Origin of the sequence: Rhizobacter sp. LjRoot28 (assembly GCF_964253025.1) — a bacterium.
In the GTDB taxonomy this organism is placed as follows: domain Bacteria; phylum Pseudomonadota; class Gammaproteobacteria; order Burkholderiales; family Burkholderiaceae_C; genus Rhizobacter.
Genome location: NZ_CAXUQC020000001.1, coordinates 706930 through 728361 on the forward strand (window position 1 = coordinate 706930; position 21432 = coordinate 728361).

Genomic DNA, 21432 nt, shown 5'->3' on the forward strand with positions numbered 1-21432 from the left:
TCCATGCACACCGACGCCGCCATCCTTCGCGCATGGGCCGCCGCTCCGGAGCCGCGCGACGAGCCGCCCGACGACGACATGGTCTCGACGAGCCGGCGGGCGCGCTATCGCGCCGTGTGGATCTCCGACCTCCACCTGGGCACCCCCGGCTGCCAGGCTGGCGCACTGCTCGACTTCCTGAAGCACGTGGAGAGCGATCACCTCTTCCTCGTGGGCGACATCATCGACGGCTGGCAGCTGCGGCGCAGCTGGTACTGGCCGCAGGCCCACAACGACGTCGTCCAGAAGCTGCTGCGCAAGGCGCGCAAGGGCACGCGCGTCATCTTCATTCCGGGCAACCACGACGAGTTCGCACGGCGCTACGTCGGGCACGACTTCGGCGGCATCGAGGTGGCCGAGGACTGGGTGCACGAGACGGCCGACGGGCGGCGGCTGTGGGTGATGCACGGCGACCTGTTCGACGGCGTGATCCAGTGTGCCAAGTGGCTGGCGCACGTGGGCGACAGCCTCTACGAGTTCACCCTCAAGCTCAACCGCTACCTGAACTCGCTGCGGGCCCGCATGGGGTTGCCGTACTGGAGCCTGTCGAAGTACCTGAAGCTCAAGGTCAAGCGTGCGGTCAGCTACGTCGGCGACTTCGAGGCCGCCGTGGCGCGCGAAGCACGCAAGCGCGGCGTTCAGGGTGTGGTGTGCGGCCACATCCATCATGCCGAGCTGCGCGACATCGACGGCATCCTCTACGCCAACGACGGCGACTGGGTCGAGAGCCTCACCGCCCTCGTCGAACATGCCGACGGGCGACTGGAGATCGTCGACTGGTCGGCGCATGGCATCGGGCGACGCGCCCGTGCGGCGGCTCGCCAGGCCGCTGCATGAAGGTCGCACTCATCACCGACGCCTGGACGCCGCAGGTCAACGGCGTCGTCACCACGCTGGTCGAGCTGCACGCGGGCCTGCTGGCGCAGGGCCACGAGGTCGAGCTGATCGAGCCGTCGGGCTTTCGCCGTTTCGCCTGCCCGGGCTACCGCGAGATCGAGCTGGCATGGCGTCCGGCGCGCGAGGTGGCGCGCCGCCTGGCCGCGGCCGATGCGGACGCCATCCACATCGCCACCGAGGGGCCGCTCGGCTCGGCCGCCCGGGCCTGGTGCCGCCGCCACGGGCGCGCCTTCACCACCGCCTTCCACACCCGGTTTCCGGAGATCCTGGCCCGCGCCCTGCACATCCCGGAGCGGTGGGGCTATGCCTGGTTCCGTCGTTTCCACGCACCGTCGTCCGGCATCATGGTGCCGAGCGAGGGCATGCACGGCATTCTTGAACAGCACGGCTTCTCGCCGTTGCGGCGCTGGTCCCACGGTGTCGACCTGTCGCTCTTCCAGCCGGTAGCGGGCGCGGACCTCGAGCTGTCGCGGCCGGTGTTCCTCCATGTCGGGCGCCTCAGCTACGAAAAGAACCTGGAGGCGTTCCTCGACCTGGATCTGCCCGGCTCCAAGGTGGTGTACGGCGTGGGTCCCCTGCAGGAGCGGCTGCAGCGCGCGTACCCGGACGTGCACTGGCGCGGCGTGGTGCCGCGTGCCGAACTCGTGCGCATCTACAGCGCCGCGGACGTCTTCGTGTTTCCCGGCCGTTCAGAGACCTTCGGACTCGTGATGCTGGAGGCCCTCGCCTGCGGCACGCCCGTGGCGGCGTATCCGGTGCCGGGGCCGCTCGACGTGATCGGCCCCCCGGGCGACGGCCGCCATGGCGGCGTGCTGCACGAGGACCTGCGCGAGGCTGCCTTGCGCGCGCTCGCCGTGCCCCGCCAGAGCGCCCGCGAACGCGCGCTCACCATGGATTGGGACGCTGTGTGCAGGCAGTTCATCGGTTATCTTGTACCGGCTCACGACGGCGCTCGAACCGCTGTCATAAAAACGACAACAAAGCTTCATAAACTGGTGTGATGACCGACGTGCTCCCGCCGCTTGCGCTCCTCAACCGCGAAAGCGCCATCCTCGAATTCAACCGTCGTGTCCTCGCCCAGGCCCGTCGGCCGGACGTGCCGCTGCTCGAGCGCCTGCGCTACATCTGCATCGTCTCGTCCAACATGGACGAGTTCTTCGAGGTGCGTTTCGCCGACTACATCGAGGCGGCGCGCAAGCCCGGGGCCGGCGTATCGGTGCGCGACCTCGAGGCCGTGGCCGCCGAGGCTCACGCCCTGGTCGACGACCAGTACCGCGCCTTCAACGAAGAGGTGATGCCGGCGCTCAAGCGCGAGCACATCCACATCCTCAATCACGACGAGCGCAACGACGCGCAGCGGGCCTGGGTCGACCAGTTCTTCCACCACCAGGTGCGCCCGTTGCTGGTGCCGGTGGGGTTGGACCCGTCGCACCCGTTTCCCCAGGTGGCCAACAAGTCGCTGAACTTCATCGTGCGACTGGGCGGCAAGGATGCGTTCGGCCGCGAGAACACCATCGCCATCGTGAAGGTGCCGCGCGTGCTGCCGCGGGTCATCAAGCTGCCCCCGGAGATTTCCGAAGGCGGCCAGGCTTTCGTGCTGCTCACGAGCGTGATCCGTGCACACCTGGGTGACCTGTTCCCGGGCCGGGAGGTCGAGGCCTTCTCGCAGTTCCGCCTCACCCGCGACTCCGACCTCGAGGTCGACGAGCAGGACGTTACCAACCTGCGCCAGGCGCTGCGCTCGGGCCTCACCACGCGCCACTTCGGTCAGGCGATCCGCCTGGAGGTGGTGAAGACCTGCCCGCCGGAGCTGTCGCAGTTCCTGCTCGAGCAGTTCGCCCTGCCGCCTGCCGCGCTGTACCTCGTCAATGGGCCGGTGAACCTCGTGCGCCTGAACGCGTTGATCGACGGCGCCGACGCGCCGGCGCTGCGCTTCGAACCGTATGTGGCCCCGTGGCCGGCGGGCCTGTCGCCCGACGAATCCTTCTTCGACCAGCTGCGTCAGCGCGACGTGCTGATGCACCATCCCTTCGAGTCGTTCGAGCCGGTGGTGCATTTTCTGCGCGAGGCGGTACGCGACCCCGACGTGCTGGCCATCAAGCAGACGATCTACCGAACGGGCAGCGAGTCGCCCCTGATGGACCTGCTCATCGAGGCCGCACGCGGTGGCAAGGAAGTGATGGCCGTCGTCGAGCTGAAGGCGCGCTTCGATGAAGAAGCCAACATCAACTGGGCCGAACGGCTGGAGGCCGTGGGCGCACAGGTGGTGTACGGCATCGTGGGCCTGAAGACGCATGCGAAGCTGCTGCTCGTGACCCGTCGCGAGGGCACGCGTCTGCGCCGCTATGCGCACCTGTCGACGGGCAACTACAACCCGAAGACGGCCCGGCTCTATACCGATGTGGGTTACCTGACGGCCGATGCCGAACTCACCTCGGATGCCGACGCGGTGTTCCAGCAACTGGCGAGCCTGGGCAAGACCCGCCCGCTGCGCCAGCTGCTGCAGGCGCCGTTCACGCTGCATCGCCAGGTGGTGCGCTACATCGAGCAGGTGGCCCAGTCGGCCAGGGAAGGGCGCCCGGCGCGCATCGTCGCCAAGGTCAACGCGCTCACCGACGTGCCGATCATCGAGGCGCTGGTGGCGGCCGGTCGGGCCGGTGCCGACATCGACCTCATCATTCGTGGCGCCTGCATGCTGCCGCCAGGCCTCGTCGGCATCACCGACCGCATCCGGGTGATCTCGGTGGTGGGGCGGCTGCTCGAGCATTCGCGCGTGCTGTACTTCCGCTGGGGCCCGACCGACGCCGACGAAGCGCTCTACCTGTCGAGCGCCGACTGGATGGGCCGCAACATGTTCCGCCGCATCGAAGTGGCCTGGCCGGTGCGTGACCCGCAGATGCGCCAGCGCGTCATCGATGACTGCCTGGTGCCCTACCTGCACGACCGCAAGGATGCGTGGCAGCTGCAGCCGGATGGCCAGTACCTGCGCCTGGGCGCGGACGGCCCGAGTGCCCAACAGGCGCTGATGCAGCGCCACGCCGGGAGCCTCTGATGGACCTCATCCTCTGGCGCCATGCCGAAGCCCATGTGATCCGCGAAGGCCAGTCCGACCTCGACCGCGCCCTCACGACCAAGGGCGAGCGTCAGGCGCAACGCATGGCCGAATGGCTGAACCAGCGCCTGGCCCACTCCACCCGGATCCTCGTGAGCCCCGCTGTCCGCACCCAGCAGACGGCCAAGGCCCTCGAGCGCGACTTCAAGACGGTGCAGGCGCTCGCGCCCGACGCGTCACCGGTGGCCTTGCTCAGCGCCGTGCGCTGGCCGGATGCCAGCGAGCCGGTGATGGTGGTCGGCCACCAGCCGACGCTCGGCCAGGTGGCGGCCTTGCTGCTCGGTGAAGTGCACCAGACGTGGGTGTTGAAGAAGGGCGCGGTGTGGTGGCTTCGCCAGCGCGAGCGCGCCGGGGTGTCCCAGGTGGTCGTGCAGGCGGTGCAATCGCCCGACCTGCTCTGAAGGTGCACTGACCCGGTGCTGCCCGAGCACTGGTGCAAAAGCGACAGCTCCTGTCGTTCACGCGACTGACCGCCCGTCAACGTGCGTGCGATCATTCCGTCATGAATCCTCAAGTCAAGGAACTGGTCGAGCTGCTGCAGGTCGAGCCGCTCGAGCAGAATCTCTTTCGGGGCGTGAGCGGCGACATCGGCAGCCCGCGGGTCTTCGGCGGGCAGGTGCTCGGCCAGGCGCTGATGGCGGCTGCCTTGACGGTCGAGGGTACGCGCCGCGTCAATTCCCTGCACGCCTACTTCCTGCGCCCCGGCGACAAGAACGCGAAGATCGTCTACGACGTGGAGCGCATCCGCGACGGCGGCAGCTTCACCACGCGCCGCGTGGTCGCCATCCAGCATGGCCAGCCCATCTTCAACTTCGCCGCCTCCTTCCACGTGCACGAGGACGGTCCGGTGCACCGCGCGCCCATGCCCGACGTGCCGGGTCCCGACGGCCTCATCAGCGATCTGGAGCTGCGGCGTCGCCACCTCGACCGCCTGCCCGCACGCCTGCGCGCCGTGCTGCATGCCGAGACCGCCATCGAGATCCGCCAGATCGATCCGCTCGACCCCATCGACCCGCCCATCCGCCCGCCGCGCAACGACGCCTGGTTCCGCGCCGCTGATCGCCTGCCGGACGATCCGGTGCTCCACCAGGCCATGCTCGCCTACTCGTCCGACTTCGGCCTGCTGCGCTCGGCCCTCATGCCGCACGGCCTGAGCTTCTTCAAGGGCAACGTGCAAGGCGTCAGCCTCGACCACGCCATGTGGTTCCACGACACCTTCCGCATGGACGAGTGGCTGCTCTACGCCACCGACTCCCCCGCCGCCGGCGGCGCCCGCGGCTTCTGCCGCGGCAGCATCTTCACGCAGGACGGCCGCCTCGTCGTGTCAGTCGCGCAGGAGGGGCTGATGCGGGTGCAGCCGCATCCGGGGTCGTCGTTGGGGCAAGGGTAGGGCGTCTAACCGCTGGAGTGCGGGGCCAAAGGCGCGAGTGGCGGGGTCTCCCCACCCGGCCGGACCAAGCCGCAGTAAATCAGGAATCAATGTCTCTTCGATCGCTTCACGATGCGCTGCTGGACTACGAAGGCCGAGCCGCCTTCGGCGACGTGCTAAGCCCCTGGGTCGGCCAGAACGCCGCGGCGATCGAACACCTGCGATCCTTGGGGGCCCGGGCGGGCCATACGATTCCGCAGATGACCGGAGAAGAACTGTGGTTCCTGTATTCGGCACACCGGGTCTTCGAGGTGCTTGCGCTTAACTTTCAAACGAGCGTTGCCCTCGACAGCGGCTGGCCGGGGCCCCCGGTCACCTTGAACGAATTCAAGCGGTTCGCGCGGGAGATCGGTCTGGACGTTATGACCTCCACGTGGTGGTCCCCGTTCCATCACGAGATCGTTGAACTGGTTCCCATCGCCAACGCAGCAACCGGTCCTTGGACGCGTCACTATCACTGGCCCTGCCTGATGCTGGGCCCGATGCTCTTCATGCGAGCAGGCGTGACGGTGTCTGCGGGAGCCCGGCACATGACGCCGGGAATTGCGGACAGATCCACGCTCTACTGGGCACACCGCAGGGCCAATCGACTGCACGCCGACCTTGCGCACGGTTGGGGTTCCAACTCGTCCTGGAGAACGCCGTTCCGACGTGACTACTGTCTGAACGGCAAATTCCATTTCAACGTCGATGGACCGAACGACATCGCCGCCGTCCCGGCCGGAGCCTTAGACGAACATGGCTTGACCCGGCAGGAGCGACAGGAACTCCTCGTCAATCGGTGCTTCGTCGTCTGCGACAAGGACTCGACCGACTTGTTTCCCTACGATGACCGATGGTCCGGCAACGTGCAGGACTGGCGCGAGTGATCCAGATACCAGAGACGGAACGCACAACCTGCGACGCATGTTCGGTGGCCCAATAGCACTTGGGCGAGAACCGAGCCGTCTTCATGCCGGTTGGCGTTGGCGTGTGTGAGGCTCTCTCCGGAGGAGCGTGGCAACGGCGAAGCGCTGAGGGATGGCGCCCGACCGCTGCGGCAGCTTAGCCGGCTACTGCGGGGCTCGGTTGACCAGCGCAATGAGGAGAAAGGCGAATGAAATTGCTGTCCGACACTGAGTACGCGCACATGGCAGCGTTTGCGAACACACGGCAATCGATGCTGTTTGGCTGGACTTCGCATCGCCGCTCAATGGCGGTGATTGGCAAGCCGGGTTGGGCACCTTCGAAGAGAAGCGGAAGGGCTTCACATGGGCAGTGAGCCGATTCGTCGAGACCGACAGGCTCGGGCTTCGCGACAAGTCAACAGGCGTATCTGCTTGCGAACGGCCGGAAGCCGTTGCACGCCTTGCTCCAAGCATGCCCTCGAACGCGGAACAGCTCAATGACGGGCTCTGGTTCTTTACCGCCGCATGCCCATACGACGGCGAATGGCGCACCTGACATGCTGCGCCTTACCTCGTCGCGTGACGCACTGCAAATAGGTCGCTTGGCGCTAGACCAGAGTTGCTGCGGCAGTGGCACGGCTTGTTGGGAGCAAAGCAGGTGCGGATGGTGCGTGCGTTCCGTCACTTGCGTCTCTGGGAGGAGGTAGGTCTGTTCATTTTTGAAGAATGCCACTCGGTCCGCCTGCTGGCCCACGTGGAAGCCCATGTGATCGGGGAATCGCGCAAGCTTCTCCTGAATGCAGGTTCGGTGGCCACCGTCGTTCTATTCCACGGCAATCCAAGCCGCCCCGATGCATACGAACTGGAATTTTACATTCCTGAGCAAGACTGCTACGCCCTCGCGACGGTCGAGGCGAATCAGGTGGCGCGGGTGTGAAGCTCACATCCGTTGAACCGCTTGGCCTCGGACTTCTTTCACAAAGCTGTGAGCCATGGTCTGCCAAACTACGGTTGGACCGAGTCATCTCATAACGGGGCAAATAGTATGGCAGGCGGCATAATTATCTCGTCGGACGTGTTGATTTCGTTGAATTCGGTTTACTTTGACTATTTGATTGATCACCTTCGCCGAGCGATGTTGTCCAGCGATGTCGCCGTGTCGAATCATGTTTTCAGGTTAATGGACGAAGGGGGCTTGGATATCATATCGGCCAAAGAACTCGACAGAGAATCGTTCATGACCTTCCTCCACGCAGTCACCCGAGCAGCGGCTGCCTCGAAGGAAAACCCCGAACATGCTCGACTTGGTCCCGTGTGGGATGAACTCAAAACAAAGATTGGCGCTGACCCCAGGGCAGACGACGCCAGATGGCTGATAGAGAAGTGGTGACCACGTTGAAGCCAAAGCGTGCATGGCCCGCACAATTTCGGGCGAAGGCAGTCAGGTGAATTTTCATTCGAAAAGACCGGATCTATTGTCCTCTGAGGAATACGCAGTCATAACCGGCAATTGCGAGCATATGGGGATCGATGCAATCTGGCATGAGATTGCGTGGGTCGAACGTTCCACGGGTTGGGCAGCTAGGTTCGCAACATTCTCCGCGAGAAAGGAAGCCTTCTTCTGGGTGGTAAGGCAACTCATGCGCGAAGGTCGGGCATTCATCAGATCAAACGATGCAGACGACGCCCGAAACCTCTCTCCAGATGACTTGCTGGTCGGTCTTTCAGAGGCGTTCCCGGCATCCGAGGACGGCCTCTTGAGCGGCGCGTGGTTCTATACAAGCGGGTGCCGGGTAGGACTGGACTGGGCGCACTCGAAGCCTCCCGACCGATAGCAGGCCACGAGCGGCGCGGTGAAACGCGGACCTAAGGGGGAACGCAGCCAGCAAGACCGCCACCACTTCTCGTAGGCGCGTGCTCAAGTTGCCGCGATTCACTCCTGAGCTCCGTTGGGTATGCCGCCATGACAGAGGAGTCGAAGATCGAATCACCTGCACCAGAGCGACCCGGAACAGCGCGCCCCGATTGAACATCTGACCTATAGCGAAGTCCGTAGGGTGGCCCTTAATACTATTGGACCGGGTGCAAGAATCACGCGAACACGTGGACGCATCGGCAGGTTTTGGCATGGGTTTCAGAGGAGTACGGAAATGCGTTTGAAGAGCAATTGCATCAACTGATGCGGAAACTGACAATGGTCGAGCTGACCCATGTTTGGCATGCGCATCTTCCCGACTTCCACTTTAACCGTTGCGTGATTTGCTGGCCTCTCTGGTCTTTCCTGCCGTGCTTTCCAGAGCGGGCCTTGACGAGGAAGAGGCTGACGAACTCATCAACGACTTGAAGATACTCCGTGTCTTGCAGGAATGAACGACGCCGAATGGCAGTCGGCCTCCTTCGTGCAAATTGGTGGCCTGGCCCTCGTGTCCCAGTATGATTGACCATGAACTTCTAACCGCGTGCACCAAGGTTGCACGCCAGCGGACCAAGCAAGAGCGTCAGGCGTTTTACATGATCGTGATGACCGACTGCCTCGCGCGGTGCGGCTTTGTCCTGCCTCCCGTGGCCACGGACTCACTGGCAAAGGCGTTGGATCATTGGAAAGCTGCTCAAGGAGGGCCGGCGGAAGCACTGACATCCGCACGAGTCGCATGTTGGAAGCATCTGAAAGCCCTGAACGCCGATTCGGTGCTTTCGACGCCTGAGGTCATGGGGACCCGAGCAGTCATTTGCACGCTGTACTCGGAACCACAAGACGACGACTTCATGGAGGAGACACTTCACTGGTTCGCGGCCGTCGTGAACAAGCTGGGCGACCACCAGCAACAATTTACGGATGCGGTTGCACGAGCTTCGGCGAAGCGGCGCTGAGCCTCCTTCGCGTCATGTGCCTGGTGACGCTGCACGCCGGAGAGTGACGTGAGGGAGGTCGACCGGGCTCACTGGCTGGCAGTCATTCCCGCGAAGAAGGTCGGTTCATGACGCCTGTTCAAACAAGCTTTCTGCCGAAGGCGCCATCGCCACTGATGGTCAGTACCAAGCGCTCAGTGGCCCGTGTCGCGGCTACGTAGAACAAGCGCGCTTCCTCCTTCTCGTCCTCACCCGCTACAGGCATTGCGCCCACGCCCGGGATTGCCACGACGGGAAATTCCAGCCCTTTGCTCACCTTCATGGTCATGACTCTGATGGCGTCGTGGGTCGGCCTGAAATCCCCTGACCGCTTTCGCACTTGGTGAGGGAGCCTTCGATGCGAAAGCGCTCTCGCACAGGACTCCATCACGGTGTAGTCGCGGCACAGGATGGCCATTTCTCCCCATGCGCGGCCGCCGCTGTGGTGCTCTTCTGCCAGCAGATCAGCGATCCGCTCAACCTCCTCACGAAGACTGGGCAACCTCATGATCAATGGTGATGCGCCTTCACGTCCGCAGCTGATAGGCCTGACGATCGGAATTCCGTCGTCGTCCTTGTCCTCGGGCGACAGCAGGTCGGCAGCAATCAGGCTGGCTGTCTGCAGTATCTGCCGCGTGTTGCGATAGTTGATCTTGAGGATCGTCGTTCGGCCTTGCGCCTGGATGCCGACGCTCTTGAAGCTGAACTGTCTGGTGCGCGTGCGCTCATAGATGCTCTGCGCGTCGTCGTAGAGCAGGAGCAGGCTGTTGGTGGACGGATCAACCATCTGTGTCACCAGCTTCAGCCACTCAGGCCTGAAGTCATGGCCTTCGTCGATCAGGATGGCTTGGTACTGTCCGGATGGAATCTGCTTGCGTTCGACCGCGCGGATGACGTTGTCCACCATCTGGTCGAACATCGCCTTGCCTTGAGCCGGCAATGGTTGCCCGAAGGCCTTCAACTGATGCCAGCACCATTTGTGAAAGTTCCTGGCGTGCACTCGATCCGCAATGCCCTTGGCGGTGAACGCAGCGTCGAGCTTGACTGCAAGCGGCTCGTTGAAGCACAGCACGAGGATTGGCTTGGTTGTGGTTGTCTGAGCCTTGGCAAGATATTCCGCTCTGTAACCCAGGATCATGGTCTTGCCTGACCCCGCCACGCCGTGGATGACTCGATGGCCGTCGCCCAAGCTGCGTGCAAGCTGTTCTTGCTGCAGGTCCATCACCTGCATGACGTCAGGAAGCTCCGCTTCTGCATCCCCGTCATCAAACAGCGTGCGCTGGTCGCCGGTGACTCGAACCTCCGGGAACATGATCCAGCGAACCCGGTCCAACTGCGGCAGGGACATTGCTCCGCCGAAAGCGTGAGGGAACATGTTCCACAATCGTTGCTGAAAGGTCTCCTCGTCGACCGACTCCAGCATTTCGTCGGAGCAGATCACCAAATGCGGTTCGATGACCTGGTCGAGCCCGGCCGTCTTGAACTGCTTGCGTGTGATGCGGGTCAGCACAACCCCATGGCCCCACGGAAACGCCAGCTTGCCGGAGTGATGGCCTGCGGAATGGACGAGTTGCTTGTCACGCTCCAGCGCATTGACCACCTGGATGGCGCAGTGACGCGCTTGCGCCAGGGGGTTGATTACGACCTTGCGATTGCCATCAGGAATGATGTCCCAGTACTGGCGGGTTACGTGCTGGATGCTGTCCACTCGCCAATCCTTGGTCTCCAGAATCAGGAGTCCACGACGCGGATGGAGAATGATGAAGTCCGGGTGGGATTGCTTGGGACCGACGGGAACGTCGTACCACATCAAGTAGTCGTCATCCAGCTTCTGCTCTAGCCGTTCGGCCAGACGCTTTTCCCCAGACGTCATGCGCGAGATGCAGCTGCCAAGTGCAGGAATCAATACCGCCACTTACTAACCCCCGGCATGTGATGGCGTTGGAAACCCCTTTTGGGGTAAGACTCGGAGAAGTCTAAAGCGCCCAGCTTGTTCTGTGCAGGAAATGGCGGGGGATGTCCCGTAGAGTGGTGCAAGTGAGCGACCTGGACGGGGCGGGATTCACCGGTTTAGCATGCCACTGCGGGCAGCCGAGTCGGCAGGGGATCCGTGAGGGCTGGCGGGCCTCCGACGTCATGTACCTCCAGCTGAGCGAGCGCTCGTCTCCTGTTCAAGCATGGTGGCCTCGAAAAGCATGGTGATGAACGCGTCGCTGCTCGGACAGACAGGGCCACCGATCTGTCCCTCCGCCCCATGCCGCCCGACTCAACGACGACCGGCGCCGGCCTTGGCCAGAACTTCCTTCCTGGCCTCTTCCGGCGTTTGCGCAGTGTACGCATAGCTCGCGGCCGGCACCCAGTAGTTCGCGTCCAGCACGTTCACCGGCGCGGTGCTGCCGGTGCCTTTGAGCTGGGCCGCGGCCAGCAGAGCGCCGGGCGCGAGGGCGACGTCGTTCAGCACGGTGCCCGTCTCGAAGAAGTACGTCGCGCAGTCCGCGGTCGAGTAGCCGGCGGCGGTGCACTTCGTCTGGTTGGACACGGTGGAGGCGATGCTGTCGCCGAAGGTCAGCTGGGCCGGCGTCTTGGTGCTGCCGTTGAGCGCGAGCTCCAGCACGTTGTTCTCGACGTACAGCTTGGCCGCCGTGCCGATCTGCCACGCCACCGACCAGGCGTAGTCGGGCGCCGGTGCTGTGCTGCCGCCCGACGGCTTGAGCTGCCCGGTGGAGAGGTTGTTGTACACGTGCACCTTGCCGAACCGCACCCGGGGCTGGCGTTGCACCGTGTTCTCGTAGCGGTTGTGATGCAGCGTGACGGCCAGCTTGTCCGGGCCCGAGGTCAGCACCTGCGTGCCATCGCTGTAGCGGCCGGTGAGGTCCGTGCCGCCCAGCAGGTGCGTCTTGTCGTGGTTGCGGAAGTGGTTGTACGAGAGGGTCACGTGGCTGCCGAACAGGGTCACGTCGACCAGGCCATCGTGGTGCTGCACCTTCTGCTCCGGCACGTTGAAGGGCGCAGCCCAGCCGGGCACCGGCGGGTCGAGCTTGTCGGGGCGGTCACCATCGTCGAAGGTGTTGCCGTCGATCCAGACGTTGGTGGCGTTGAAGACGGAGATCAGGTCGTACTCCGAATTCCAGCGGCCGCCCTTGCGGCTCGGGCACTGGTGCGGGCCCTGGTCGGTCGCTGCGTCGAAGGCTCGGTTGCACAGGCCGACGCCGAAGTCGGCGGCCGCGATGCTGAACGAGTCCTTGGGGTCCCATCCCGGGAACGAGTCGTACGAGTCGGAGAAGTGGATGTTGCGAACGACGATGTTCTGGGCACGGACCACGTCGCTCACGAGGATGTTGCCTGCGGCGTCGGTGTCGGTGCCGACGGTCACGTCGCCCAGCCGCAGGTTGCCGCCGGTGATCTGCGCATCGGTGCCGAGGCCGATGAGCGAGGTGTTGGACCCGACACGCAGGGCGATGCGGCGTGCCTGCTTCGACGCGAAGCACGCACGCTGACCTTCCAGCGTAAGGGTGCCGTCGGCGGCCTTCAGGGGCAGGGCGGGCGGTCGGCCATCGCTCTCCAGCGACTGGCGCACCCACAGGTTCGGATCGTAGGCGGCCTTGTAGGCGGCATAGAAGCTTGCGTACGACGTGAAGCTGGTGACCGTCGGCCCGCATTGCTGCATGTAGGCCTCGGGCGCCAGCGGCGCGTTGGCGTCGTCCACGTTGAGGTCGATGCGGCCCTTCACGTAGATGAGCTTCTTCTCGGCCACCGGCAAGGCGCCCAGCGTGTCGTCCACGGCTCGGCCGTAGAGCGCCTGCACGAGCTGGGCGCGGTTCTCCACCACGTGGATGCGCGCGGCCGCTGCGCCTTCCCCGCCGGTCACGGCGAAGGCACCGCCTTCCGGCGCGACGGCTGCCCAACCGTCGGCACCCAGGGACGACAGCGTGCCGGGCGGAACGGTGACCGGAGGGGCTGGCGGTGGGGCGGGCGTGGCCGTGTCGTCGTCGCCGCCGCAGGCGGCCAGGGCCGCTGCAAGGGTGATGAGCACAGCGGCGGATCGCAGGGCGCGGTGGCCGCCAATGACGAAGTTGCGGTTCATGAGGGATGCCTGTGTGAGACTGTGGCGCCGTGCGCCGACGGTTGAACGAACGCGAGCGAAGGGACCCGGCACCCGCGGAGCCGGGGGGTTCATCGCGCGTGCATCAGCGGCACGCGTGGGTGGGGTCAAGGCGCGAGCGCCGTGTTCTGGAATTCGGCGAAGCGGTTGCCCTCGCGGCTCCAGGCACGGCCCGACGTCGAGGTCGTCCACGGCGCCTCGGGCTGAATGTGGGCGCCGAGCGCGCTGTTCCGCACGAGCAATTGCCCGTTGGGCGAGGTGCCTGCCACATACGGATTCGTCGTGGCGTTCACGCCTTCATCCCAGGCGCGCCCGAGGTGAATGGTGCCGGGCACGGTGCCGGCTTCGGCGGTGAATCGGCTCTGCACGAACAGGTGCCCGTAGCGATTCAGCGGCGAGGTGCTCGGGGCGAGCATGGCCGTGGACGCGCCCACCGGAAGCCGGCGGTTGAGGTAGTGCACCTCGCACTGTTCGAACACGGCGGTGCCGCGGCCGAAGATAAAATCGACGTCACCCTGGATGTGCGAGCGCACGAAGTAGGCGCGCGAGACGGTGCCCGTGTTGGCCGTCTTCACATAGAGGGAGTCCTGGTGGCCCACCACGCGCACGTTGTCGAACACGAGTCGATCGCCCTGCGTCATCAGGGCCACGGCCTGCGCGCCGCTGCGGCCCGACGCACCGGCCGGGTAGCCTTCGCCATGCACTACGTCGCGCATGGCGTCGTTGGCGAAGGTGATGTTCTTCGCGTGGAAGTCGTCGCTGTAGATCGCGACGGACGCGCTGCCGCTGGTGCCGTACGTCGCGGCGGCCGCATTGGGGTTGCAGGGATTGGCCGGGGTGCCGGCCACCTTGGCTTCACCGTTGTAGTGGCCCGCCACGATGGTGACCTCGGCCGCATCCGCCCCCAGGCCATACAGCGTGATCGGGGCCTTGCCGTTGGCACAGACCACTTCGCGGTACGTGCCCGGCTTCATGAGGATCGGGTGACGCGCGACGCCGGGCCCTGCTGCCGGCACGGCATCGATGGCTGCCTGCAAGGTCGTGTGGGTGCCACTCCCGTCGGCGGCCACCACGAAGGCAGGCGTCAGCGCCGCCACGTCTCCCACCGCAGGCGGCGTCCACCCATCCACGGTGAGCGACGAGCCGTCCGCTCCCAAGGTGCCCGCCTGCGCCAGGTACCGCGCCGCCGTGAAGTCCGCCGCCACCGCCGGATCCAGCAGCGGCCGGCTCGCGGTGCCTAGATCCGGCGTCGCCGGCGGGGGCGTCACCTCGTCCGATCCGCCGCCACACGCGCCGAGTGACAAGAGTGCCGAGAACGCCAGAGCCAGCGCCGGACGGGGTCGCAAGTGCATCGAAGTCTCCTGAGTGGGTGTCACCGTTCGCTCAAGCGCCGGCGAGATGTACGACATCGTAGGTCTGGCCCCTGCCTGCCTTGAATGCGTGAATACCCGTGTCCATTGGGCGGCGGGCGCGATAGCGGTGCTGCTTGACCGCGTCGGAAGGGATGCGCGCGGCAAGATGTACGACAACAAGTGCTTTCCTGCGCCCTTCGTCGGCCGGCTGGCCATGCACGGTGTTCGGGCTGTCTGCGCGCCTCGACGTGAACCTCGGTCGCACCGGCCCTTGCCCGTCGTTGGCCCAGCGCGTCACGGGGATCGGTGTGCCGCGAAGGTTCCGTTCGCATATAATGCGATACATGCCAGCGAAAGCCCCAGCACTGAACCACGCGCTTCAACTTCAACTTGCCCTCTTGGGTGAGCGGATCCGTGCTGCGCGCCTCCGCCGTGGCCGTACGGCAGAGGCCGTGGCCAAGGACGCCGGGATCACCAGAGTGACCCTCGCTCGCCTGGAGGCTGGAGACAGCGCCGTGAGCATGGGCAACCTCATGAAGGTCCTTGCCGTGTTGGGGCTGGACGGCGAGGCTGAAGCCATCGGCGCCGACGTGAAGCTCGCTGCCAAAGTGCCAGCAGGCGAGATACCGCTGCGCCGCGTGCCGCCGCGCATTCGCTTGAAGCACTACCCGCAGTTGCGGGGCCTGGCGTGGCACATCCGGGACGACGAAGCCGAGTTGACGCCCGACGAGGCCTTCGAGCTGTACGAACGCAATTGGAGGCATATCGACAAGGAGGCGATCCTCCCTCGAGAGCACGCGCTCATCGAGCGCTTGAAGCAGAACGTCGGTCAAGGGGTGATGCTTGTTTGAACGTCCGCACCACCAGCGAATCGCTCATGTGCTCGAGCGGCTCGACTGCGACGCCTTCCAGGAACACCGCTGCTACTTCGGCGGAGGCACCGCGATCGCGCTTGCCCATGGCGAATACCGCGAGTCCGTTGATGTCGACTTCATCTGCGACTCGGTGGACGGCTACAGGGCAATGCGCTCTGCAGTCGACGGCAGCTCGCTCCGGTGGGCACTCAAGGCTCCGCTCGAGCTGGCGCGAGAGCCGCGCGTCGACCAATACGGCATCCGCGCCGCCTTCAAGGTCGATGGCGTGGCGATCAAGCTCGAGATCGTCCACGAAGGCCGAATCCAGCTCGACCCGCCTGTCGAAGCGGACCGGATCTGCGGTGTGTGGCGGTTGACCGACTCCGACCTGGTCGCCACCAAGCTCATGGCGAACGCGGACCGCTGGGCCGACAGCGCCGTGATGTCGCGCGACCTCATCGACCTCGCCATGATGACCCGCACGGGCACGCTCCCGCGGTCCGCCGTCGACAAGGCGGAGCGCGCCTACGGCACCAGCATCGCCTCTGCGTTCATGAAGGCCAAGGCGCTCGTTCGAGACAATCCGACGCGTTTGAAGGCCTGCATGAAGGCCATGGGAATGACGGTCCCGGAACGAGCGTTGCGCTCGGCCGTGGATCGCCTGACGTTCGAGAAAGCCCCCGCTGCGACGGCCCGGCCGCGAACCCCGAGGCGTCCTCGCTCGGCATGATGGTGATGGCAGCGCAGGGCAGCGATGCTCGCCCTCGCCGCGTTCACCAACCTGCCGCTGGAGCCCGTCGCCCGCACCCCGCCCAGCGCGACATTCGCGACGCGCTTGTTACTCACACCCGCGAGGCCGTCTGCCTAGAGTGACCTTCTCACTCAACGAAACCCATGGAGATGGCGATGGTGGATATTGTTCACAGGGTCGGAATCAAGGCGCCGGTCTCGGCGGTCTACGCTGCGTTGGCGACGATCGACGGGCTCGCGGGATGGTGGACGCGCGAAACAACGGGCCGCTCGCAGGCTGGCGGGCGCATCACGTTTCGCTTTCGCGATCCTGCCGGCCGCGAGGTCGGTGTGTTCGTGATGGAGGTGTTGTCGCTGACGCCGGAGCGAGCGGTTCGCTGGCAGGTGCAGGAGGGGCCGCCGGAGTGGGTGGGCACCGAGATCGAGTTCCTGCTCACCAGTGAAGGCGAGCACAGCATCGTGCGGTTCGGACACCGCGGCTGGCGGGAGGAAGTGGAGTTCACGGCCCACTGCAGCATGAAGTGGGCGACCTTCCTGCTGAGCCTGCGTCAGCTCGTCGAGACGGGCCGGGGGCAACCGGCACCGGACGATCTGAAGATCGACAACTGGAACTGACGGGCGGGCGTGCGCACGGCAGGTTGCGCCCGAGGGCACCGAGGGCTGACTCAGCCAGTCAGCCTCGGCGGGGCCGTGGGTGGGCCCCGACCCGTTCAGTCAGCAATTGCCTTTCTTCGCCTGGCCCGGCGGGCAGTGCTTGCCACCGCCTTGGGGGGCCGGGCCGCGCGGGTCCACGACGACGGAACCGGACGGGGTGTAGACGGCGCAGGCCGACAAGGACAGGGCGGCGCTGGCGAGGAGGAGGGTGATGATGCGTGTCATGGGTTGAGCCTACTGCAAGGAGAGGCGCCGCGCGGAGTGCGGCGCAGACGCAAGGGTGCCAGATCGGGAGGCCCGGCGCTGGCCCTCCGGTGCATGCGTGCGAAACAGCCGTCACAAGTTGGCAGCCCGCGCAATTACGGCGCAGGCGAGGGTTCAGCGGGGATCGCCCGCCCTCAGCCCAGCGGGCTTACGGCGGCGGGCGTGGTCCAGTCGAAGTCCATCTGGCGCGCCGTGCGCAGGGCCAGGTCGCGGTCCACCAGGCGCTCCACCAAGTGCAGGCTCATGTCGATCCCGGCCGAAATGCCGGCGGAACTGACCACCGGACCTTCGTCGACCCACCGCACACCAGTGCGCACGTCGAGCCGCGGGAACATGGCGCGGAGGTCATCGATGTCTTCCCAGTGCGTGGTGGCGGCGTGCCCTTCAAGGACGCCGGCCTGCGCGAGCAGGAAGGCACCGGTGCACACCGAGGCGGTGATCCGGGTCGATGCGGCGGTCGCCTTGATCCAGGCCGCCACCGTGGTGTCGGCCAACTCGGCCGTCACGACGCCGCCCGGCACCACCAGCACGTCGAGCGGCGGATGGCTGGTGAAGCTCGCATCCGGCTGGACCTGCAGGCCGGCCCGGGCGCGAACCGGGGCGCCGGTCCGGCTGATCAGGCACACGGCGAGCGGATCGGCCGCCCCGGGGTGCTGGCGCCGCCACACGCGCGACGCGGTGGTGAACACTTCGTAAGGGCCGGCGAAGTCGAGCACCTCGACGTCGTCGAACACATGGATGCCAATGGTGAGGGTCATGGTCGCTTTCCTTCAGGCGTGCAGCCGCAGTCGAAGGGGGCCGCCCCGCTCCCACGCCTTCACTTCCTCGCCGAGCAGGAACATGGTGCGGGGGTGCGTGTCTTCCCAGGTGGACGGCACCGACAGGATCGCCTCCTCGCCGCGGCGTTCGAGCTGCACGGCGGTCAGGTCCACCGGGGAACGAGCGTGGCACTTGATGATCGCCAGCCGCAGGCAGATCACCTGCCACGCGAAGACCGGTTCGGTCAGGCGGGCTTCCACCTTCCGGAGGCCCCCTCGCTGGGCCAGCACCAGCTCGGCCAGGCGCCGCTGCTGCGATTGCGAGAAGCCCGCCGCGTCGACGTTGCCCAGCAGGTAGGCACTGTGGCGATGGTGATCGTGGTGGGAGACCATCATGCCCATCTCGTGCAGCGCGCACGCCCAGACCAGCTCGCGCTGCGCCGCGCGGTCGGCGTCGGGGGCCACGGCGTTGAAGAGGGTGGTGGCCACCTCGGTCACCCGGCGGGCCTGCGCGGTGTCCACCTCGTAACGGCGCTGCAGGTCGGCCACCGAAGCTTCGCGAATGTCATGTCCGGGCGTGCCGAGGGAGCGCCCGGCGGCGGCATCGAGCCGCTCGCTCAGGTCGAAGATCACGCCCTGGCGCAACGCGCCCCGCGCGGGCTGCAGCGAGTCGATCCCGAAGTGGGTGGACAAGGTGTAGAGGATCGCCAGACCCCCGCCGATCACGGCACGGCGGTCGTCCTTCAAACCCGGCAGGGACAGGCGGTCCGCCCGGCCGGCCTTCAGGCATTGGTCGATGCACCAGCGCAGGCCTTCAGGCGTGATCGCGCCGTCGGTGATGCCGCTGGCGGCCAGCAGCTGCGACACCGCGCCCGCGGTGCCGGACGAGCCGAGCGATTCGTCCCAGTGCCGGCGTGCAAACGGCATCAGCGCCTCTTCGAACTCCGCGCCCGCGGCCACCTGCGCGGCACGGAAGGCCTGCTCGGTGAACCGGCCGTCGGGGAAGTAGCGCATCGACAGGCTGACGCTGCCGACCTGGAACGACTCGGCGCGCAGCGGTGAGCGGCCCTGGCCGAGGATCATCTCGGTCGAGCGCCCGCCGATGTCGATGACGAGGCGCGGCTTGTCCGACGGCTGCAGGCGGGCCACGCCCGCATAGATGAGGCGAGCCTCTTCCCGGCCCGAGATGACCTCGATGGGGTAGCCGAGCACGGTCTGCGCGCGCGCCAGGAAGAGGTCCCGGTTGCGGGCCTCACGCAGGGTCTGGGTGGCGACCGCACGCACGTGGGCCGGGCTGAACCCGGCCAGCCGCTGCTGCAGCCGCGACAGGCAATTCAGGCCACGCACGATCGCGTCCTCGGTCAGCATGCCGTCGGCATCGAGCCCGGCGCCGAGGCGCACCGTCTCCTTGACGTAGTCGACGCGTTTGTAGCGGCCCGGCGACACCTGGCCGATCTCGAGGCGAAAACTGTTGGAACCGATATCGATGGCGGCGAGGTCCGGTGACACGGCGTGGCTGCGCGGAGGATTCATGCGGGCATTGTCGGGGGTTTTCATGGCAACGACGGGACAACCGGCGCGCAGCAGGTTTTCCGCATCCTTCCTAGAATGCCTCGCTCTCGTCCGAGCCCCTTCCGTCCCCTTACGCCACCAGGAGATCCGCCATGCTTCGCTCAGATCTGGACAGCCTCACCCCGTCCCGCGACTTCTCGCGCCGCAGCTTCGTGCAGACCGCGGTGGGATCGGGCTTCGCCGCAGCGGTGCTTCCCGTCTCGGCGCAGACGGTGCAGACCGATGCCGCCGGCCTGACCGCAGGCGAGGTGCAGATCCCCGTCGGCGCGACCACCATCCCCGCCTACCGGGCGGCGCCCGCCGGCAAGACCGGCCTGCCGGTCATCCTCGTGCTGTCGGAGATCTTCGGCGTGCACGAGCACATCGCCGACGTCGCCCGCCGCTTCGCCAAGCTCGGCTACCTTGCCATCGCGCCCGAACTCTTCGTGCGCCAGGGCGATGCCAAGGCCTACACCGAGATCGCCAAGCTGATGAGCGAGGTGATCGGCAAGGTGCCCGACGAGCAGGTGCTGGCCGACTTGGATGCGACCGTGGCCTGGGCGCGCGCCAATGGTGGCGACACCGCCCGGCTCGGCGTCACCGGCTTCTGCTGGGGCGGACGCATGACCTGGCTCTACACGGCGCACAATCCAGGGGTCAAGGCCGGTGTTGCGTGGTACGGCCGCCTCGTCGGGACGGCCTCGGCGCTCACGCCCAAGCACCCGGTCGACGTGGCCGGGCAACTGGCGGGTCCCGTGCTCGGTCTCTACGGTGGTGCCGACACCGGCATTCCGCTTGACACGGTTGATAAGATGAAGGCGGCGCTGGCCTCGGGCAATGCGGCGGCGAAACGATCGGAGTTCGTCGTGTACCCGGATGCCCCGCACGCGTTCCACGCCGACTACCGGCCCAGCTACCGCAAGGAAGCGGCCGACGACGGCTGGAAGCGGGCGGTGGCCTGGTTCAAGGCCAACGGCGTGGCCTGAGCCCGGGGCCCGCTGCCGGAGGAGCCGCGCATCGCGCGGCTTTTTTCATGTGCTCTGTGGGTGGATTGACGTGACGGTTCGCGAATGACGCTTTTGTACATCCTGATGACCACCCTGGCGGGTGGCCTGCTGTCGGTGGTGATCGCCGCCAGCCTCACCGTCGCGGTCCTGAGCAAGGTGGTGCATCACCTGGTGAGCCTGTCGACCGGCGTGTTGCTCGGCACCGCGCTGCTGCACGTCATGCCCGAAGCGTTCGAAAGCTCCGCGGGCGCCCACTCGCTGTTCCTCACCTTGCTCGGCGGCCTGCTCTTCTTCTTCCTGCTGGAGAAGGCCGAGCTCTACCGGCACGGCCACCATCACGAGAGCGACCACCACCACCACCATCATGGCTTCGACCGCCAGCAGGCCGGTCGCGGTGGCTGGAGCGTGCTGGTCGGCGACAGCATCCACAACTTCTGCGACGGCGTCATCATCGCCGCCGCCTTCCTGGCCGACACCCACCTTGGCTTCGTCACCGCCGCGGCCATCATTGCCCACGAGATTCCGCAGGAGGTGGGCGACTACATCGTGCTGCTCAACGCCGGGTTCTCGCGCAAGAAGGCGCTGCTCTACAACGCGGCCTCGGGCCTGGCCGCCGTGGCGGGCGGTGTCATCGGCTACCTGGTGGTGGGGCCGTGGGAGTCGCTCTTCCCGTACATGCTGGTGGTGGCCTCCAGCAGCTTCATCTATGTCGCGGTGGCCGACCTGATCCCCCAGCTGCAGCACCGCCTGCCCCTGCGCGAGACGCTTTCGCAGATCGCCTGGCTGGCCGCGGGCCTGGGCATCACGATGGCCATCGTCGGCAGCCTGCACATCCACTGAGCGAGCCGGCAAGGCCGCCCGGCGGGCGTGCGTTGAACCTGCAGCCG

The 21432-nt window shown here is 66.1% G+C and carries 20 protein-coding genes; 14 read left to right on the forward strand and 6 right to left on the reverse strand.

Annotated elements, in window-relative coordinates; translation table 11 throughout:
• The first annotated feature begins 78 nt into the window (after positions 1-78).
• The 9 genes from ACSQ2F_RS03390 (at position 79) to ACSQ2F_RS03430 (ending at position 9235) form a co-directional block, all read left to right on the forward strand.
• Positions 79-876 (forward strand): UDP-2,3-diacylglucosamine diphosphatase, encoded by a 798-nt coding sequence (locus tag ACSQ2F_RS03390; RefSeq protein ID WP_436026720.1) that lies wholly within the window; start codon positions 79-81, stop codon positions 874-876.
• Complete coding sequence (locus ACSQ2F_RS03395; RefSeq protein WP_436019775.1) at positions 873-1937, forward strand: glycosyltransferase family 4 protein; 1065 nt, start codon at positions 873-875, stop codon at positions 1935-1937. The genes ACSQ2F_RS03390 and ACSQ2F_RS03395 overlap by 4 nt, the downstream gene beginning before the upstream one ends.
• Positions 1937-3988, forward strand: a complete 2052-nt coding sequence (gene ppk1, locus ACSQ2F_RS03400; RefSeq protein ID WP_436019777.1) for a polyphosphate kinase 1 — start codon at positions 1937-1939, stop codon at positions 3986-3988. The genes ACSQ2F_RS03395 and ppk1 overlap by 1 nt, the downstream gene beginning before the upstream one ends.
• Positions 3988-4449: a phosphohistidine phosphatase SixA gene (sixA, locus tag ACSQ2F_RS03405; protein ID WP_436019779.1), complete on the forward strand. Its 462-nt coding sequence runs from the start codon at positions 3988-3990 to the stop codon at positions 4447-4449. The genes ppk1 and sixA overlap by 1 nt, the downstream gene beginning before the upstream one ends.
• 101 nt (positions 4450-4550) lie before the next feature.
• Positions 4551-5438 carry an acyl-CoA thioesterase gene (locus ACSQ2F_RS03410; RefSeq protein WP_436019781.1) on the forward strand — a complete coding sequence of 296 codons (888 nt, stop codon included), beginning with the start codon at positions 4551-4553 and terminating at the stop codon, positions 5436-5438.
• An 89-nt stretch (positions 5439-5527) separates the two neighbouring features.
• Positions 5528-6346, forward strand: a complete 819-nt coding sequence (locus ACSQ2F_RS03415) for a hypothetical protein (RefSeq protein WP_436019783.1) — start codon at positions 5528-5530, stop codon at positions 6344-6346.
• Between the two features lie 682 nt (positions 6347-7028).
• Complete coding sequence (locus ACSQ2F_RS03420) at positions 7029-7301, forward strand: hypothetical protein (protein ID WP_436019785.1); 273 nt, start codon at positions 7029-7031, stop codon at positions 7299-7301.
• 138 nt (positions 7302-7439) lie between these two features.
• Positions 7440-7754, forward strand: a complete 315-nt coding sequence (locus tag ACSQ2F_RS03425; protein ID WP_436019787.1) for a hypothetical protein — start codon at positions 7440-7442, stop codon at positions 7752-7754.
• Positions 7755-8875: 1121 nt separating this feature from the next.
• Positions 8876-9235, forward strand: a complete 360-nt coding sequence (locus ACSQ2F_RS03430) for a hypothetical protein (protein WP_436019789.1) — start codon at positions 8876-8878, stop codon at positions 9233-9235.
• 118 nt (positions 9236-9353) lie between these two features.
• On the opposite strand, the gene ACSQ2F_RS03435 is transcribed toward ACSQ2F_RS03430, so the two are convergent.
• The 3 genes from ACSQ2F_RS03435 to ACSQ2F_RS03445 all read right to left on the reverse strand — a co-directional run bounded on the left by ACSQ2F_RS03435 (position 9354) and on the right by ACSQ2F_RS03445 (position 14707).
• Positions 9354-11126, reverse strand: a complete 1773-nt coding sequence (locus ACSQ2F_RS03435) for a DEAD/DEAH box helicase (protein ID WP_436019791.1) — start codon at positions 11124-11126, stop codon at positions 9354-9356.
• A 393-nt stretch (positions 11127-11519) separates the two neighbouring features.
• Positions 11520-13337 carry a hypothetical protein gene (locus ACSQ2F_RS03440; protein WP_436019793.1) on the reverse strand — a complete coding sequence of 606 codons (1818 nt, stop codon included), beginning with the start codon at positions 13335-13337 and terminating at the stop codon, positions 11520-11522.
• Between the two features lie 125 nt (positions 13338-13462).
• Positions 13463-14707 carry a pectinesterase family protein gene (locus ACSQ2F_RS03445; RefSeq protein ID WP_436019795.1) on the reverse strand — a complete coding sequence of 415 codons (1245 nt, stop codon included), beginning with the start codon at positions 14705-14707 and terminating at the stop codon, positions 13463-13465.
• A gap of 344 nt (positions 14708-15051) precedes the next feature.
• Between ACSQ2F_RS03445 and ACSQ2F_RS03450 the strand changes: the two genes are divergently transcribed.
• The 3 genes from ACSQ2F_RS03450 to ACSQ2F_RS03460 all read left to right on the forward strand — a co-directional run bounded on the left by ACSQ2F_RS03450 (position 15052) and on the right by ACSQ2F_RS03460 (position 16926).
• The gene (locus ACSQ2F_RS03450; RefSeq protein WP_436019797.1) at positions 15052-15558 is read left to right on the forward strand and encodes a helix-turn-helix domain-containing protein; all 507 of its coding nucleotides are present in this window, start codon (positions 15052-15054) and stop codon (positions 15556-15558) included.
• Positions 15551-16291 carry a nucleotidyl transferase AbiEii/AbiGii toxin family protein gene (locus ACSQ2F_RS03455; RefSeq protein ID WP_436019799.1) on the forward strand — a complete coding sequence of 247 codons (741 nt, stop codon included), beginning with the start codon at positions 15551-15553 and terminating at the stop codon, positions 16289-16291. The genes ACSQ2F_RS03450 and ACSQ2F_RS03455 overlap by 8 nt, the downstream gene beginning before the upstream one ends.
• A gap of 164 nt (positions 16292-16455) precedes the next feature.
• The gene (locus ACSQ2F_RS03460) at positions 16456-16926 is read left to right on the forward strand and encodes an SRPBCC family protein (protein ID WP_436019801.1); all 471 of its coding nucleotides are present in this window, start codon (positions 16456-16458) and stop codon (positions 16924-16926) included.
• Positions 16927-17025: 99 nt separating this feature from the next.
• On the opposite strand, the gene ACSQ2F_RS03465 is transcribed toward ACSQ2F_RS03460, so the two are convergent.
• The 3 genes from ACSQ2F_RS03465 to ACSQ2F_RS03475 form a co-directional block, all read right to left on the reverse strand.
• Positions 17026-17190, reverse strand: coding sequence for a hypothetical protein (locus ACSQ2F_RS03465; RefSeq protein ID WP_436019803.1), 165 nt, complete (start codon positions 17188-17190; stop codon positions 17026-17028).
• A 173-nt stretch (positions 17191-17363) separates the two neighbouring features.
• Positions 17364-17987: a DJ-1/PfpI family protein gene (locus tag ACSQ2F_RS03470; protein WP_436019805.1), complete on the reverse strand. Its 624-nt coding sequence runs from the start codon at positions 17985-17987 to the stop codon at positions 17364-17366.
• A gap of 12 nt (positions 17988-17999) precedes the next feature.
• Positions 18000-19520 carry a Ppx/GppA phosphatase family protein gene (locus tag ACSQ2F_RS03475; protein ID WP_436019807.1) on the reverse strand — a complete coding sequence of 507 codons (1521 nt, stop codon included), beginning with the start codon at positions 19518-19520 and terminating at the stop codon, positions 18000-18002.
• A 131-nt stretch (positions 19521-19651) separates the two neighbouring features.
• On the opposite strand from ACSQ2F_RS03475, the gene ACSQ2F_RS03480 reads away from it, so the two are divergent.
• Positions 19652-20524 carry a dienelactone hydrolase family protein gene (locus ACSQ2F_RS03480; protein ID WP_436019809.1) on the forward strand — a complete coding sequence of 291 codons (873 nt, stop codon included), beginning with the start codon at positions 19652-19654 and terminating at the stop codon, positions 20522-20524.
• An 84-nt stretch (positions 20525-20608) separates the two neighbouring features.
• The gene (locus tag ACSQ2F_RS03485) at positions 20609-21385 is read left to right on the forward strand and encodes a ZIP family metal transporter (RefSeq protein WP_436019811.1); all 777 of its coding nucleotides are present in this window, start codon (positions 20609-20611) and stop codon (positions 21383-21385) included.
• The last annotated feature ends 47 nt before the right edge of the window (positions 21386-21432 follow it).

Bases quoted from the DNA above. Each gene is read 5' to 3' on its own strand.
- ACSQ2F_RS03390 (WP_436026720.1), top strand. From the start codon at position 79: ATGGTCTCGACGAGCCGGCGGGCGCGCTATCGCGCCGTGTGGATCTCC.
- ACSQ2F_RS03395 (WP_436019775.1), top strand. From the start codon at position 873: ATGAAGGTCGCACTCATCACCGACGCCTGGACGCCGCAGGTCAACGGC.
- ppk1 (WP_436019777.1), top strand. From the start codon at position 1,937: ATGACCGACGTGCTCCCGCCGCTTGCGCTCCTCAACCGCGAAAGCGCC.
- sixA (WP_436019779.1), top strand. From the start codon at position 3,988: ATGGACCTCATCCTCTGGCGCCATGCCGAAGCCCATGTGATCCGCGAA.
- ACSQ2F_RS03410 (WP_436019781.1), top strand. From the start codon at position 4,551: ATGAATCCTCAAGTCAAGGAACTGGTCGAGCTGCTGCAGGTCGAGCCG.
- ACSQ2F_RS03415 (WP_436019783.1), top strand. From the start codon at position 5,528: ATGTCTCTTCGATCGCTTCACGATGCGCTGCTGGACTACGAAGGCCGA.
- ACSQ2F_RS03420 (WP_436019785.1), top strand. From the start codon at position 7,029: ATGGTGCGTGCGTTCCGTCACTTGCGTCTCTGGGAGGAGGTAGGTCTG.
- ACSQ2F_RS03430 (WP_436019789.1), top strand. From the start codon at position 8,876: ATGATCGTGATGACCGACTGCCTCGCGCGGTGCGGCTTTGTCCTGCCT.
- ACSQ2F_RS03435 (WP_436019791.1), bottom strand. From the start codon at position 11,126: ATGACGTCTGGGGAAAAGCGTCTGGCCGAACGGCTAGAGCAGAAGCTG.
- ACSQ2F_RS03440 (WP_436019793.1), bottom strand. From the start codon at position 13,337: ATGAACCGCAACTTCGTCATTGGCGGCCACCGCGCCCTGCGATCCGCC.
- ACSQ2F_RS03445 (WP_436019795.1), bottom strand. From the start codon at position 14,707: ATGCACTTGCGACCCCGTCCGGCGCTGGCTCTGGCGTTCTCGGCACTC.
- ACSQ2F_RS03450 (WP_436019797.1), top strand. From the start codon at position 15,052: ATGCCAGCGAAAGCCCCAGCACTGAACCACGCGCTTCAACTTCAACTT.
- ACSQ2F_RS03460 (WP_436019801.1), top strand. From the start codon at position 16,456: ATGGAGATGGCGATGGTGGATATTGTTCACAGGGTCGGAATCAAGGCG.
- ACSQ2F_RS03465 (WP_436019803.1), bottom strand. From the start codon at position 17,190: ATGACACGCATCATCACCCTCCTCCTCGCCAGCGCCGCCCTGTCCTTG.
- ACSQ2F_RS03470 (WP_436019805.1), bottom strand. From the start codon at position 17,987: ATGACCCTCACCATTGGCATCCATGTGTTCGACGACGTCGAGGTGCTC.
- ACSQ2F_RS03475 (WP_436019807.1), bottom strand. From the start codon at position 19,520: ATGAATCCTCCGCGCAGCCACGCCGTGTCACCGGACCTCGCCGCCATC.
- ACSQ2F_RS03480 (WP_436019809.1), top strand. From the start codon at position 19,652: ATGCTTCGCTCAGATCTGGACAGCCTCACCCCGTCCCGCGACTTCTCG.
- ACSQ2F_RS03485 (WP_436019811.1), top strand. From the start codon at position 20,609: ATGACGCTTTTGTACATCCTGATGACCACCCTGGCGGGTGGCCTGCTG.